The sequence below is a fragment of the Rhodoferax sp. LB1P47 genome (assembly GCF_056521445.1).
The window spans coordinates 104817-118720 of record NZ_JBWMAU010000009.1 but is presented as its reverse complement, the minus strand read 5'-3'; the positions used below and the strand labels follow the sequence as shown (position 1 = coordinate 118720).

Here is a 13904-nt window from a genome sequence, read left to right as displayed (position 1 = left end):
AGGTCAGACGGTTGCGCCTGCGTTGGGGTCGTTGGGGTCTTCGTCTTTCTTGTTGCTGGAGGCTTTGACTAAATCTTCCCGCTGGATACCTAACCACATGGCGATGGCCGCCGCCACAAACACCGACGAGTAAATACCGAAGCAGATGCCGATGGTGAGCGCCAAAGCAAAGTAATGCAAGGTGGGACCACCGAATACCAACATCGATAACACCATGATCTGGGTGGAGCCGTGCGTGATGATAGTGCGGCTGATGGTGGAGGTGATGGCGTTGTCGATCACCTGCATGGAGTTCATCTTGCGAAAGCGCCGAAAGTTTTCGCGGATGCGGTCAAAAATGACCACCGATTCGTTCACCGAATAGCCCAGTACCGCCAGCACCGCCGCTAGCACCGGCAGCGAGAACTCCCACTGGAAGAACGCAAAAAAGCCCAGAATGATGACCACGTCGTGCAAGTTGGCGATGATGGCCGCCACGGCAAACTTCCATTCGAAGCGGATCGCCAAATACAGCATGATGCCCGCCACTACGAAGGCCAGCGCCTTCAGGCCATCCACCGCCAGCTCGTCACCCACTTGCGGGCCCACGAATTCGGTGCGCTTGAGTTGCACCGATGCATCGGCGGTCCTCAGCGCGGCCAGCACCTGCTCGCTTTGCTGGGCAGAGGTGACACCTTTTTGTACCGGCATGCGGATCAGCACGTCTTGCGAAGTGCCGAAGTTTTGCACCTGCACATCCTGCAAACCCAGACCGGCTACCAGGGTGCGCACCTTGGGCAGGTCGGCAGGCTGCGAATAGCTCACCTCCATCAGCGTGCCGCCAGTGAATTCCACCGACAGATGCAGGCCGCGCGAAAACAAAAAGAACACCGCCGCCAAAAAGGTCAGAAACGAAAAAATATTGAACACCAGTGCATGCCGCATAAACGGAATGTCGCGGTGGATCTTGAAAAACTCCATGCTGGCGTGTCCTTACTTAACGGGGGTTTCAGCAGCGGCATCGGGCCGCCACACGGTGCCGATAGACACGGATTTGAGCTTCTTGGTGCGGCCATACCAGAGGTTGACCAGGCCGCGTGAGAAGAACACGCTGGAAAAAATGCTGGTGGCAATACCCAGAACGTGCACCACGGCAAATCCGCGTACCGGCCCCGAGCCAAAAGCCAACAAAGCCACGCCGACGATAGCGCTGGTGATGTTGGAGTCCAGAATCGTCGCCCAGGCGCGGTCGAAACCGGCGTGGATGGCTGCTTGCGGCGAGGCCCCGGCGCGCAGCTCTTCGCGCACCCGTTCGTTGATCAGCACGTTGGAGTCGATGGCCATGCCCAGTACCAGGGCCATAGCGGCCATGCCGGGTAGGGTTAGCGTGGCTTGCAGCATGGACAGCACCGCCACCAGCAGCAGTAGATTGAACGCCAGCGCAATGCTGGAGAACACGCCAAACAGCATGTAGTAGCAGCACATAAAAGCGGCTACCGCCAAGAAGCCCCAGGCTACGCTGTGGAAGCCCTTAGAGATGTTCTCGGCACCCAGGCTAGGGCCGATGGTGCGTTCTTCGATGATTTCCATCGGCGCAGCCAGCGAACCGGCGCGCAGCAGCAGCGAGGTGTCGGCAGCTTCCTGGGTGGACATGCGGCCCGAGATCTGCACCCGGCCACCGGCGATTTCGCTGCGAATCACCGGTGCGGTGACCACTTCGCCCTTGCCTTTTTCAAACAGGATGATGGCCATGCGCTTGCCGATGTTTTCACGGGTCACGTCCTTGAAGATGCGCGAGCCTTTGGCATCCAGCGTCAGGTTGACCGTGGCTTCTTGTGTCTGGCTGTCGAAGCCGGGTTGGGCATCGGTGAGGTTTTCACCGGTCAGCACCACCTGCTTTTTGACAATCACCGCCTGGCCGCTGCGTTCCAGGTAGCGCTCGGCACCAAAGGGCACTGCGCCCGCGCCCGCTGCGGCGGCACCGGCTTCGGTGCTTTCGTCCACCAAACGCACTTCCAGCGTGGCGGTGCGGCCCAGGATGTCTTTGGCCTTGGCGGTGTCTTGCACGCCGGGCAGTTGCACCACGATGCGGTCCAGGCCTTGCTGCTGGATCACCGGCTCGGATACGCCGAGTTCGTTGATCCGGTTGTGCAGGGTGGTGATGTTTTGCTTCAGCGCCTGGTCTTGCACGCGGCGGGCCGCCTCGGGGCGGATGGCGGCGGTCAGCTTGTACTCGGTCCCGTCGGGTGCGTCGGTGGTGCTGAGGTCGGGGAACTGGTCTTGCACGACGGCCTTGGCAGCTGCCAGGGTGGCGCTGTCACGCAAACGCAGCTCGATGGTCTGGCCGTTGCGGCTGATGCCGCTGTGGCGCACGTTTTTGTCGCGCAGGCTGGTGCGCAGGTCACCGGTGAGGGACTCGGCCTTTTTGGTCAACGCGGCCTGCATGTCCACTTGCAGCATGAAGTGCACGCCACCGCGCAAGTCCAGCCCCAAATACATGGGGAAGGCGTGCAGGGCGGTCAACCAAGACGGCGAGCGCGACAGCAGATTGAGCGCCACCACGTAGTTCACGTCGTTGGCATCGGGCACCAGGGCCTTTTGCACCACGTCTTTGGCCTTGAGCTGGTCGTCGGTGTTGCCAAAGCGGGCTTTGACCGAGGTGCCTTCCACGCCGATCAGCTCGGGGCTGAGGTTGGCGGCTTTCAGTGCGTCTTGCACCTTGGCCAGCGTGGTGTCGTCGATCTTGACCGATGCACGGGCGCTAGACACCTGCACTGCTGGGGATTCACCAAAGAGATTGGGCAGGGTGTAAATGGCCCCCACCAGTAGCGCGACCAGGAGGATCACGTACTTCCATACCGGGTATCGATTCATGGTCGCGTTTATTACTTCTTAATTACTTAACGGTGCTGAAATTACTTGACAGTGCCCTTAGGCATGACTTGGACAACGGCGCTGCGCTGGAGTTGCACTTCCACGCCGGTGGCGATTTCCAGGCTCAAAAAGCCGTCGCCCATCTTGGTGACCTTGCCGATCAGGCCGCCAGCCGTAGCGACTTCATCGCCCTTGGCCAGTGCATCGATCATGTTGCGGTGCTCTTTTTGCTTCTTCATCTGGGGGCGGATCATGACAAAGTACAGCACCACAAACATCAAAACCAGGGGCAGCATACCCGTCAACGACGACATCATGTCACCACCGGCAGCAGGGGCGGCGGGGGCAGTTTGGGCAAAAGCAGAAGAAATGAACACAGAGGTCTCCAACGCCAAATGGCAAAAATAAACCCGCAGATGCAGCACAGCGGTACTGGGCCACAAGGCGGGGGTAGAAGCAATTGTATGCGGCCGTGTTCTCCCCTTGTCATTGGGGTTTATTGCGGTGCTTGTGCTGTTTTTCATGCAGTACATCACGGCGCTTATGCGATATTGCGGCGCGTCCAGCGGGTGAAACATGGCGGTGATTTTGTACAAAATCACCCATAAAAAAACGCGCCCGAGGACGCGTTTTCTAAAAGCAAAAAAGCGCTATTTATTTGGCAATCACGCGTGCCATCTCCAGCACTTTGCTCGAATAGCCCCATTCGTTGTCGTACCAGCTTACGACCTTGACGAAGGTGCCGTCCAGCGCCATGCCGGCTTCGGCATCGAACACCGAGGTGCAGCTCTCGCCCCGGAAGTCCGTAGAGACGACCTTGGCATCGGTGTAGCCCAGTACGCCCTTCATGGGGCCAACACTGGCCGCCTTCATGGCGGCGCAGATGGCTTCATAGGTGGTTTCGGTGTTGAGCTCGACGGTCAAATCGACCACCGACACGTCGCTGGTGGGCACGCGGAAGGCCATGCCGGTGAGCTTCTTGTTCAGCTCAGGAATCACCACGCCCACAGCCTTGGCGGCACCGGTGCTGCTGGGGATGATGTTTTCCAAGATGCCACGGCCACCGCGCCAGTCTTTGTTGGACGGGCTGTCCACGGTTTTTTGCGTGGCGGTGGCCGCGTGTACGGTGGTCATCAGGCCGCGCTTGATGCCGAAGTTGTCGTTCAGCACCTTGGCCACGGGGGCCAGGCAGTTGGTGGTGCACGAAGCGTTGGAGATGATGCTCTGGCCGGCGTAGCTGGCATCGTTCACGCCGAAGACGAACATTGGGGTGTCGTCCTTGCTGGGTGCGGACATGATGACCTTTTTGGCGCCTGCGTCGATGTGCTTCTGGGCGGTTTCCTTGGTCAGGAACAGGCCGGTGGATTCGATCACGATGTCGGCACCGACCTCGTTCCACTTCAGGTTGGCCGGGTCGCGTTCTTGGGTCAGGCGGATTTTTTTGCCGTTGACGACGAGTGCACCGCCCTCGACCGCGATGTCGCCCTTGAAGCGGCCATGCACCGAGTCAAATTGCAGCATGTAGGCCAGGTAGTCGGGCTCCAGCAGGTCGTTGATGGCGACGATTTCCACGTCTTGGAAGTTCTGCACCGCAGCGCGGAACACCATGCGACCGATACGGCCAAAGCCGTTGATACCAATTTTGATGGTCATGTCTCTATCTCCAGTAGTTAAAAGGTGAAACTTGCACATATAGCCCCGGCGCGATCCGGGGCTATCTGAATTACTTCTTCTTTTTGGACAGCACTTTTTCCACCGTGGCGGCCACGTTCTCGGGCGTGAAGCCGAAGAGCTTGAACAGCACGGGCGCGGGGGCGGATTCGCCGTAGGTATCCAGGCCGACCACGGCAGCGCAGCCGTATTTCCACCAGCCTTCGGTCACACCCATTTCGACCGCGATGCGCGGCAGACCCTTGGGCAGCACGTCGGTTTTGTAGGCTTCAGTTTGACGGTCAAAAACGCTGTTACTGGGCATGGATACTACGCGGACAGCTATCTTTTGCGTAGCAAGCAGTGCCTGGGCGGCCAGCGCCAGTTGCACTTCGGAGCCGGTGGCGATGATGACGGCCTGGGCCTTCTTTTTCATGCCAATGTCGCTGGGCTCGGACAGCACATACGCTCCCCGGCTGATCTCGCCGAGGTCGGCCTTGGCGGCGTAGGCGATGTTCTGGCGGCTCAGCAGCAGGGCGGAGGGGCGGCTCTGGTTTTCCAGGGCCACGGCCCAGGCCACGGCGGTTTCGGCGGTATCGCCTGGACGCCACACGTCCAGGTTCGGGATCAAACGCAGGCTGGCGGCGTGCTCGACCGATTGGTGGGTCGGGCCGTCTTCGCCCAGGCCGATGGAGTCGTGGGTAAACACATGCACCACGCGCAGCTTCATCAGCGCGGCCATGCGGATGGCGTTGCGGCTGTAGTCGCTAAAGGTCAGGAACGTGCCACCGTAAGGGATGAAACCACCGTGCAGGGCCACGCCGTTCATGATGGCGGCCATGCCGAACTCGCGCACGCCGTAGTTGATGTGGCGGCCACCGTTGCCCACGCCGGTCACGCCGTCAAAGCGCAGGTTGGGGGTGCATTTGGTGTTGGTCAGGTTGGAGCCGGTCAGGTCGGCCGAGCCACCCAGCATTTCGGGCAGGGCGGCGGTGAAGGCTTCCAGCGCCAGCTGCGAGGCTTTGCGCGAGGCCACGGTTTCGCCCTTGGTGTGGGCGGCAATCACGGTGTCCACGGCGGTCTGGGCGAAGTTCTTTGGCAGCTCGCCCTTCATGCGGCGCAACAGCTCTTTGGCCTCGGCCGGGTAGGCGGCCTTGTAGGCGGCGAACTGGGTGTTCCAGGCGGCTTCGCGGGCGGCACCGGCGGACTTGGCATCCCAGGCGGCAGCGATGTCCTTGGGAATAGTGAACGGGGCGTAAGGCCAGTTCAGGGCTTCGCGGGTCAGCGCGATTTCGGCATCGCCCAGGGGTTCGCCGTGGGCCTTGGAGGTGTTGGCGCGGTTGGGCGAGCCCTTGCCGATGTGGGTTTTGCAGATGATCAGCGTGGGCTTTTCGGTCTGGGCTTTGGCTAGCGCAATGGCTTCCGATACGGCGGCGGTATCGTGGCCGTCGATCGGGCCGATGACGTTCCAACCGTAGGCCACAAAGCGCAGGGCGGTGTTGTCGATAAACCAGGGCGCCACCTGGCCGTCGATGGAAATGCCGTTGTCGTCGTACAGGCCGATCAGCTTGTTCAGCTTCCAGGCACCGGCCAGGGCTGCGGCTTCGTGGCTGATGCCTTCCATCAGGCAACCGTCGCCCATGAAGGTGTAAGTGTGGTGGTCCACGATGTCATGGCCGTCGCGGTTGAACTCTTGCGCCAGCAGCTTTTCAGCCAGTGCAAAGCCAACGGCGTTGGTCAGGCCTTGGCCCAAGGGGCCGGTGGTGGTTTCCACGCCGGGGGTGTAGCCGAATTCGGGGTGGCCGGGGGTTTTGCTGTGCAGTTGGCGGAAGTTCTTCAACTCGGCCATTGGCAGTTTGTAGCCGGTGAGGTGCAACAGCGCGTACAGCAGCATGGAGCCGTGGCCGTTGGACAGGATGAAGCGGTCGCGGTTCATCCAGTTCGGGTTCTTGGGGTTGTGCTGCAGGTGCTGGTCCCACAGGGCCACAGCCATGTCGGCCATGCCCATGGGCGCGCCGGGGTGGCCGGAGTTGGCGGCTTGCACCGCATCCATGGCGAGCGCGCGGATGGCGTTGGCCATCGCGGTGGTGGGTTTGCCGGTGGCCGAGGCCGCATCGGAAAGAACTGCGGTGTCTGGGGTGTTTGCGTTCAAAGGGGTGTCGGCCATCGAGGTCAGCTCCGGGGAAAGTTCGGGGTGGATATTCTGGTAAGCCCATTATTTTACGGGGCTGGCATTTTGCGAGGTGTACCCGCCCGGTAACGCCGAGGGAGAGTCAAGCCATCACAATCGGTGGCATCTCCTTTGCACACCTCTCATTCCATGCCGCTTGCCAAAATTGAAGTCCGCCGCAGCCGCTCTGCCGCCGAAGTCTCCGCGCTGATGGAGGCCGTGTACCTGTCCCTGCGCGAAGCCCTGAAAGTACCCGAAGACGACCGCCAGATCCGCTACATCGAACACCGCCCCGAGCATTTCTGGGTGACCCCCGGCAAGTCTGAAAACTACACGCTGGTCGAGGTGCTGATGTTCCCCGGCCGCCCCCTGGATGCCAAGCGCGCGCTGTACCGGGGCATCGTGCAGCGCCTGGGCGCTTTGGGCATTGCGCCTGTGGACGTGATGGTGGTGCTGACCGAGCCGCCGATGGAAAGCTGGGGGCTGCGCGGTGTACCCGCCAACGAGCTGGATGTGGGCGTCCACCCCAAGGTTTAAGCCTTTTAGGCCTCTAGCGCATATAAAACCTGCGCAAGAAGCTATTTATTTGATAGCAAATGCGCGACGCACATTCCCATTCAATAATCTCGTCCATGCCCGCTGTAACGCCTATTGACCACGCCCTGATCCTCGCCGCCGGACGCGGCGAACGCATGCGCCCGCTGACCGACCACACGCCCAAACCGTTGCTGCCCGTGCACGGCAAACCGATGATCGTGTGGCATCTGGAGGCGCTGGCCGCTGCCGGGGTACGCCACGTCGTCATCAACACCGCCTGGCTGGAGGAAAAAATCCCCGCTGCCCTGGGCGACGGCTCCCGCTGGGGTCTGCACATCACCTATTCCATGGAAGGCCGCGACCACGGCGGCGCACTGGAAACGGCGGGGGGCATCAAAAAGGCCCTGCCACTGCTGGGCGACTGTTTTTGGCTGGTGGCGGGCGACATTTACGCGCCCACTTTCCGCTTCGATGCCAGTGCGGCCCGCGACTTTGCCCGCAGCGATGCGCTGGCCCACCTGTGGATGGTGCCGAATCCACCCTACCACCCGCAAGGCGACTTCGGAATTGCTGCCAACGGCCTAGGACTGGAGGGCACCAGCCCCGACGGCCAGCGCTGGACTTACAGCAGCCTAGCCCTGGTACGCGCCGATCTGTGCCGCAGCCTGCCCGTGGGCCAGAAGGCGGCGCTGGGCCCGTTATTGTTGGATGGCATCCGACAGCAACGCATCACCGCATCCCGTTTTGACGGCCCTTGGCACAACGTCGGTACCCCCGCACAACTCGCTGAACTGAATACACAATGACTACTTCTATCTACGCCCAACGCCGCGCCCAACTCGCCCAAAAGATCGGCCCCGGTGGCATCGCCATCATCCCCACCGCGCCCGAGCAGCAGCGCAACCGCGACAGCGACTTTCTGTTTCGCGCCGACAGCTATTTTTACTACCTGACCGGCTTCACCGAGCCGAACGCATGGCTGGTGGTGACCGGAGAAGGCCAATCCACCCTGTTTTGTGCACCCAAAGATCTGGAGCGCGAAATCTGGGACGGTTTTAGGCTAGGGCCCGACGCAGCGCCCGCCGCACTTGCACTGGATGCTGCGTATTCTGTAGCAGACCTGGACACCCAACTGCCCCGCCTGCTGGAAAACCGCAGCGCCGTCTGGACCCCGTTCGCCACCCACAAAGGGCTGGAAGGGCGGGTAGACAGCTGGTTGAACAAGGTGCGTGCCCGCGTGCGCTTCGGCGCGCAGTGCCCCGACACCCAGCGCGACCTGTGCAGCGTGCTGGACGAAATGCGCTTGTTTAAAGATGCCGGCGAGCAAGCCACCATGCGCCGCGCCGCGCAAATCAGCGCCGGGGCCCACATCCGCGCCATGCAGCTCTCCGCCCGCATGCTGCGCAACGGTGAAGAGGTGCGTGAATACCACCTGGATGCCGAACTGCTGCACGAATTCCGCCGCCACGGCTCCCAATACCCGGCCTACAGCAGCATCGTCGCCGCCGGGGCCAACGCCTGCGTGCTGCACTACCGCGCCGACGCCGCCCCGGTGCGCGATGGCGAGCTGGTGCTGATCGACGCGGGCTGTGAGCTGGACGGTTATGCCAGCGACATCACCCGCACCTTCCCCGCCAACGGCACATTCACCGGCCCGCAGCGCACCCTGTATGAGCTGGTGCTGGCCAGCCAGGTGGCTGCCATCGCTGCCACCAAGCCGGGCGCGCGCTTCACCGACCCGCACGAGGCCACGGTCAAGGTGCTGGCGCAGGGCATGCTGGACGTGGGCCTGCTGGACAAAAACAAGGTCGGCACGGTGGACGACGTGATCGCCAGCCGCGCCTACTTTGCCTACTACATGCACCGCACCGGCCACTGGCTGGGCATGGACGTGCACGACTGCGGTAGCTACGTGGAGGCCAGTGAAATGGGCAACAGCAGCCAGCGCAAAGACCCGCTTTCAGGCGAGGTCATCACCAACCGCCCCAGCCGCATCCTGCAAGCTGGCATGGTGTTGACCATCGAGCCCGGCATCTACGTGCGCCCCGGCCCGGACGTGCCCGAAGCCTTCCACAACATCGGCATCCGCATCGAAGACGATGCCATCGTGACCGCCAGCGGCTGCGAACTGATCAGCCGGGGCGTGCCCGTCGATCCCGATGAAATCGAGGCGCTGATGCGGGCCTGAGCGGGTTTTTTGGGCTTGGGCTATAATCGATGGCTTGCTCAGATCAGTTTCGCCATGAAGCTTGTGCGGTGTATCCCAACACACCGCAATACTGACCACACCAAGTACCCCGAGTTTGCCCGCACTTTTGTCACGCTGTGCGGGCCAGAGATTCAAAGTACTTGCCCCGCAGTCCCCACTCCACCGGAGTGCTGCGCAAGACCTGCCTCCTGTGCAATTTCATCGGAAGTGCGTCATTAAAAACGCAGTGTGACAACACGCATTTCTGGCACCCTATAAGTAAGGGAGCCTAGTTTCCCATCATGAACAAAAACAACAATTCGATTGCCGCTGGCAAATATCTCCTGTCTCCGCTCACCCGTGAATGTGCCGATGGCCGCTTTGGTGCCTCTGTTTCTATCCAAAATGGCTCGCATGACCGCGTGATGCGTTTCATCGGTCTGTTCGACGATGCCGCAACCGCGACACAATACGCGGTTGAGCAAGGTTTGCAGTGGGTGCGTGCACGCGACTCCAACCCTAGCGCCGCACACGCTTAAAAGTTATTTAGTTTCATACCGTCTACCCTCAAGGAATTTACGAATGGCAAAAGAAGAACTGATCGAAATGAAGGGCCTTGTGTCCGAAGTGTTGCCCGACTCGCGCTTTCGCGTGACGTTGGAAAATGGCCACGTCCTGATCGCTTACACCGCAGGCAAGATGCGCAAGAACCACATCCGCATTTTGGCGGGTGACCATGTGTCGCTGGAACTGTCGCCCTACGACCTGACCAAGGGACGCATCACCTTCCGCCACATCGCCGGTCGCGCGCCCACATCGACCCGCTTCGCGTAATCCACCCGTAAGCAATACCCCGTACGGGAACCGCTTTGTAACGGCCCGTACAATCGCAGTCCCTTTGACACAGTGACTGCCCGGCGCATTTTGGTCGGCGGCCATGGCAGGAGACACGCCAGATGAGCAACCCCACGGCTAACGCCGAAGAAAAACGCGCCGAGCTGCGCCGCGCTGCCCTCGAATACCACGAGTTCCCGACGCCCGGCAAAGTAGCCATTGCGGCGACCAAGCAGTTGGTCAACCAGCACGACCTGGCCCTGGCGTATTCGCCCGGTGTCGCTGCGCCGTGCGAGGAAATCGTCAAAGACCCGAACAACGCCTTCAAATACACCAGCCGGGGCAACCTGGTTGCAGTGATCACCAACGGCACCGCCGTGCTGGGCCTGGGTGACATCGGTCCGCTGGCCTCCAAGCCGGTGATGGAGGGCAAGGGTGTGCTGTTCAAGAAGTTCGCTGGTATTGATGTGTTCGATCTGGAAATCGACGAAAAGCACGATCTCGACAAGCTGGTGGACATCATCGCCTCGCTAGAGCCCACCTTTGGTGGTATCAACTTGGAAGACATCAAAGCTCCGGATTGCTTCTATGTCGAGCGCAAGCTGCGCGAACGCATGAAGATCCCGGTCTTCCACGACGACCAGCACGGTACGGCAATTTGCGTCGGGGCGGCGATTCTCAACGCGCTCAAGGTCGCAGACAAAGACCCAAAAACCATCAAGCTCGTCACCTCAGGCGCGGGCGCAGCGGCCCTGGCCTGCCTGGGTCTGCTGGTTAAGCTGGGCATCCCGCGCGAAAACATTTATGTTACCGACTTGGCCGGTGTGGTCTATGAAGGTCGTACCGAGCTGATGGACGAAGACAAGATCGTCTACGCCCAGAAAACGTCGGCCCGCACTCTGGGTGAAATCATCGAAGGTGCGGACGTGTTTTTGGGCTTGTCGGCAGGCGGTGTGTTGAAGAAAGACATGGTAGCCAAGATGGCCGCCAAGCCCGTGATTTTTGCCCTGGCAAACCCCAATCCAGAAATCAACCCCGAGGATGTCAAGTCCGTGCGCAGCGATGCCATCATCGCCACCGGCCGTACCGACTACCCGAACCAGGTCAACAACGTCCTGTGCTTCCCCTACATCTTCCGGGGTGCGCTGGATGCAGGTGCCTCCACCATCACATTGGAGATGGAGATTGCAGCGGTCCACGCGATTGCCGAGTTGGCCCAGGCCGAGCAAAGCGAAGTGGTGGCCGCCGCCTATGCGGGTGAGCAATTGGCGTTTGGCCCGGAATACATCATCCCCAAGCCGTTTGACCCCCGCCTGATGATGAAAATCGCCCCGGCGGTCGCCCAGGCTGCCGCCGACAGCGGTGTGGCCCTGCGTCCAATCCAGGATATGGATGCCTATCGCACCCGCCTGCAAAACTTCGTCTACGCCTCTGGCACAACGATGAAGCCGATTTACGATGCAGCCAAAAAAGCCACGAAGAAACGTGTCTGCTACGCTGAAGGCGAAGAAGAGCGCGTGCTGCGCGCCATCCAAATCGTGGTGGACGAAGGCCTGGCACGCCCCACTCTGATCGGCCGTCCGACCATCATTGCCGAGCGCATTAAAAAGTTTGGCCTGCGCCTGCGCGAAGAACTGGACTACGACGTGGTGAACGTCGAGCAAGACCACCGCTACCGCGATTTCTGGCAAACCTACCACCGCATGACCGAGCGCAAGGGGGTCACCGCCCAGATGGCCAAGATCGAAATGCGCCGCCGCTTGACCCTGATTGGTAGCATGTTGCTGCACAAAGGCGAAGTGGACGGCATGATCTGCGGCACCTGGGGCCATACGGCCATCCACCTGCACTACATCGATCAGGTCATTGGCAAGCGCGCAGGCGGCTGTCCCAGCACCCCGCAAGACGTGCCAATTTACGCCTGCATGAATGGCCTGATGCTGCCGGGCCGCCAGGTCTTCCTGGTAGATACCCATGTTAATTACGACCCAACGGCCGAAGAGTTGACCGAGATCACCGTGATGGCGGCGGAAGAAATGATGCGTTTTGGCATTAAACCTAAGGCGGCGCTGCTATCGCACAGCAACTACGGCCAAAGCAACCAACCTAGCGCCGTCAAGATGCGCCGCGTGCTGGAATTGCTGCAAACCGAAGCCCCGTGGCTTGAAGTCGATGGTGAAATGCATGGTGATATGGCGCTGGACGGCGCAGCCCGTGCGGCCACCATGCCCAATAGCCCGTTGATCGGTGATGCCAACTTGCTGGTGTTCCCCAACATCGATGCCGCCAACATTGCCTACAACCTGTTGAAGACCGCTGCGGGCGGCAATATTGCGATTGGCCCCGTGCTCTTGGGTGCTGCAAAACCTGTACACATACTGACGGCCAGCGCAACCGTACGAAGAATTGTAAACATGACAGCTTTGACGGTAGCCGACGCCAACGTGGTGCGATAAAGCCTAATTCGTGAGCAAGTGCCCACATAGGATGGGCCAATTCCCCAAGAGGCTGCCCAAATTTTGTGCAGCCTCTTGCTTTTTTGGGGCACATACGGCACACTAGCGCCTTGAAATTTCCGGGTTAACCCGAGGTTCTCCAAAGGCGTACTTCTCCATGTTCCAAGCAATAAAAAACCAGGCCAGCAAGCATATATGCCTGTTGGCCATGTTGGTTGGGATAGTTGTATGCACTCCATTGGGGTATGCAAGGGCACCTCATACACCAAGTGGCTTGGAGACTATCCAGCTCACCCAGCTTCCCCCGCAAGGCCGTGCCACCTACCAGCTGATCCAGCAAGGTGGGCCATTTCCTTTTGACAAGGATGGCTCGGTGTTTGGGAACCGTGAACGAATTTTGCCATCACAACAGCGCGGCTATTACCGCGAATACACCGTGAAAACGGCGGGTGCTGGCAACCGAGGGGCCAAGCGCATTGTGTGCGGTGGCCCGCCTAGAGCACCAGATGCTTGTTTTTATACCAGTGACCACTACGCCAGTTTTCGCTATATCGCGGAATAACAGTGTTGGGTCGGGTTCCACAGAATTTTGAAGTCGGGGTAAATGAAGATGAATGAAAAGAAAGCGGAGATGGATATGCCTCTTCGCAACGTTAGAACCAATATCGTGCAGTCGATACGCGCCTTCCGGGTGCAAGACTTGCAAGACGCGGCAGTCGGCCTAGGCCAGCACTTTCTGTATGCCAATCTGGCAAATGCACAGAGCAAGCAGGACGTACTGGACATGATTGCCCAGCAGTTCACCTTCCCGACCCATTTCGGTAAGAACTTTGACGCGCTGTACGATTGCATGACCGATCCGTTGCATAAATCAGGCCCGCAGCCTGGTTTTGTGGTGGTGCTGGAGCAAATCCCCGCGCACGCCAAGTTCGACAAAGAAGCCCGTGAGCAGCTGCTGGACATCTTCCGGGAAGCCGCCGATTACTGGGGAGACCGGAAGATTCCGTTCCGATGCTTCTATTCTTTTCTGTAGCCCGTTCTGCACACACCAGCCAAGCAGAACGGGCGAATGAGGCAGGCAGCGATGCCGTCTCAGGCATCGAATTGACCGAATCCGGCGAAAAAATGCCCACCGACAAATTGGTGGACGTTTCTCCCTTCGCGCTGCGTATGAGCAGCCCGTTTAACGCCGGTTACTGGCTCGCAGCTGCGTAAC

General features: G+C 60.2%; 14 protein-coding genes. 9 read left to right on the top strand and 5 right to left on the bottom strand.

What is annotated here, in order from left to right; translation table 11 throughout:
* Nucleotides 1-3: 3 nt before the first annotated feature.
* The 5 genes from secF to tkt form a co-directional block, all read right to left on the bottom strand.
* Nucleotides 4-960, bottom strand: coding sequence for a protein translocase subunit SecF (gene secF, locus AC0969_RS12085; RefSeq protein WP_479624388.1), 957 nt, complete (start codon nucleotides 958-960; stop codon nucleotides 4-6).
* Between the two features lie 12 nt (nucleotides 961-972).
* Complete coding sequence (gene secD / locus AC0969_RS12080) at nucleotides 973-2853, bottom strand: protein translocase subunit SecD (RefSeq protein WP_479624387.1); 1881 nt, start codon at nucleotides 2851-2853, stop codon at nucleotides 973-975.
* Between the two features lie 41 nt (nucleotides 2854-2894).
* The gene (gene yajC / locus AC0969_RS12075) at nucleotides 2895-3230 is read right to left on the bottom strand and encodes a preprotein translocase subunit YajC (RefSeq protein ID WP_479624386.1); all 336 of its coding nucleotides are present in this window, start codon (nucleotides 3228-3230) and stop codon (nucleotides 2895-2897) included.
* A gap of 277 nt (nucleotides 3231-3507) precedes the next feature.
* Nucleotides 3508-4506, bottom strand: coding sequence for a type I glyceraldehyde-3-phosphate dehydrogenase (gene gap / locus AC0969_RS12070; protein ID WP_479624385.1), 999 nt, complete (start codon nucleotides 4504-4506; stop codon nucleotides 3508-3510).
* Between the two features lie 70 nt (nucleotides 4507-4576).
* Nucleotides 4577-6583, bottom strand: a complete 2007-nt coding sequence (tkt, locus tag AC0969_RS12065) for a transketolase (protein ID WP_479624435.1) — start codon at nucleotides 6581-6583, stop codon at nucleotides 4577-4579.
* A gap of 240 nt (nucleotides 6584-6823) precedes the next feature.
* On the opposite strand from tkt, the gene AC0969_RS12060 reads away from it, so the two are divergent.
* The 9 genes from AC0969_RS12060 to AC0969_RS12020 all read left to right on the top strand — a co-directional run bounded on the left by AC0969_RS12060 (nucleotide 6824) and on the right by AC0969_RS12020 (nucleotide 13903).
* A complete protein-coding gene (locus AC0969_RS12060) occupies nucleotides 6824-7210 on the top strand; it encodes a tautomerase family protein (protein WP_479624384.1) in 387 nt (128 codons plus the stop codon).
* A 95-nt stretch (nucleotides 7211-7305) separates the two neighbouring features.
* Complete coding sequence (murU, locus tag AC0969_RS12055) at nucleotides 7306-8016, top strand: N-acetylmuramate alpha-1-phosphate uridylyltransferase MurU (protein WP_479624383.1); 711 nt, start codon at nucleotides 7306-7308, stop codon at nucleotides 8014-8016.
* A complete protein-coding gene (locus AC0969_RS12050; RefSeq protein ID WP_479624382.1) occupies nucleotides 8013-9398 on the top strand; it encodes an aminopeptidase P N-terminal domain-containing protein in 1386 nt (461 codons plus the stop codon). Before murU ends, AC0969_RS12050 begins: the two co-directional genes overlap by 4 nt.
* A 302-nt stretch (nucleotides 9399-9700) precedes the next feature.
* The gene (locus tag AC0969_RS12045) at nucleotides 9701-9937 is read left to right on the top strand and encodes a hypothetical protein (protein ID WP_479624381.1); all 237 of its coding nucleotides are present in this window, start codon (nucleotides 9701-9703) and stop codon (nucleotides 9935-9937) included.
* Nucleotides 9938-9980: 43 nt separating this feature from the next.
* Nucleotides 9981-10232, top strand: coding sequence for a translation initiation factor IF-1 (gene infA, locus AC0969_RS12040; RefSeq protein WP_479624380.1), 252 nt, complete (start codon nucleotides 9981-9983; stop codon nucleotides 10230-10232).
* A gap of 122 nt (nucleotides 10233-10354) precedes the next feature.
* A complete protein-coding gene (locus AC0969_RS12035) occupies nucleotides 10355-12688 on the top strand; it encodes an NADP-dependent malic enzyme (protein WP_479624379.1) in 2334 nt (777 codons plus the stop codon).
* A 208-nt stretch (nucleotides 12689-12896) separates the two neighbouring features.
* Nucleotides 12897-13250 (top strand): guanyl-specific ribonuclease, encoded by a 354-nt coding sequence (locus AC0969_RS12030; protein ID WP_479624434.1) that lies wholly within the window; start codon nucleotides 12897-12899, stop codon nucleotides 13248-13250.
* Nucleotides 13251-13298: 48 nt separating this feature from the next.
* Nucleotides 13299-13721, top strand: a complete 423-nt coding sequence (locus tag AC0969_RS12025) for a barstar family protein (protein ID WP_479587595.1) — start codon at nucleotides 13299-13301, stop codon at nucleotides 13719-13721.
* Nucleotides 13700-13903, top strand: a complete 204-nt coding sequence (locus tag AC0969_RS12020; protein WP_315190412.1) for a hypothetical protein — start codon at nucleotides 13700-13702, stop codon at nucleotides 13901-13903. The genes AC0969_RS12025 and AC0969_RS12020 overlap by 22 nt, the downstream gene beginning before the upstream one ends.
* Nucleotide 13904 lies beyond the last annotated feature (1 nt).

Excerpts from the sequence above, each read along its gene's own strand:
- secF (WP_479624388.1), bottom strand. The coding sequence starts at position 960 with ATGGAGTTTTTCAAGATCCACCGCGACATTCCGTTTATGCGGCATGCA.
- secD (WP_479624387.1), bottom strand. The coding sequence starts at position 2,853 with ATGAATCGATACCCGGTATGGAAGTACGTGATCCTCCTGGTCGCGCTA.
- gap (WP_479624385.1), bottom strand. The coding sequence starts at position 4,506 with ATGACCATCAAAATTGGTATCAACGGCTTTGGCCGTATCGGTCGCATG.
- tkt (WP_479624435.1), bottom strand. The coding sequence starts at position 6,583 with ATGGCCAACGCCATCCGCGCGCTCGCCATGGATGCGGTGCAAGCCGCC.
- AC0969_RS12060 (WP_479624384.1), top strand. The coding sequence starts at position 6,824 with ATGCCGCTTGCCAAAATTGAAGTCCGCCGCAGCCGCTCTGCCGCCGAA.
- murU (WP_479624383.1), top strand. The coding sequence starts at position 7,306 with ATGCCCGCTGTAACGCCTATTGACCACGCCCTGATCCTCGCCGCCGGA.
- AC0969_RS12050 (WP_479624382.1), top strand. The coding sequence starts at position 8,013 with ATGACTACTTCTATCTACGCCCAACGCCGCGCCCAACTCGCCCAAAAG.
- AC0969_RS12045 (WP_479624381.1), top strand. The coding sequence starts at position 9,701 with ATGAACAAAAACAACAATTCGATTGCCGCTGGCAAATATCTCCTGTCT.
- infA (WP_479624380.1), top strand. The coding sequence starts at position 9,981 with ATGGCAAAAGAAGAACTGATCGAAATGAAGGGCCTTGTGTCCGAAGTG.
- AC0969_RS12035 (WP_479624379.1), top strand. The coding sequence starts at position 10,355 with ATGAGCAACCCCACGGCTAACGCCGAAGAAAAACGCGCCGAGCTGCGC.
- AC0969_RS12030 (WP_479624434.1), top strand. The coding sequence starts at position 12,897 with ATGTTGGTTGGGATAGTTGTATGCACTCCATTGGGGTATGCAAGGGCA.
- AC0969_RS12025 (WP_479587595.1), top strand. The coding sequence starts at position 13,299 with ATGAATGAAAAGAAAGCGGAGATGGATATGCCTCTTCGCAACGTTAGA.
- AC0969_RS12020 (WP_315190412.1), top strand. The coding sequence starts at position 13,700 with ATGCTTCTATTCTTTTCTGTAGCCCGTTCTGCACACACCAGCCAAGCA.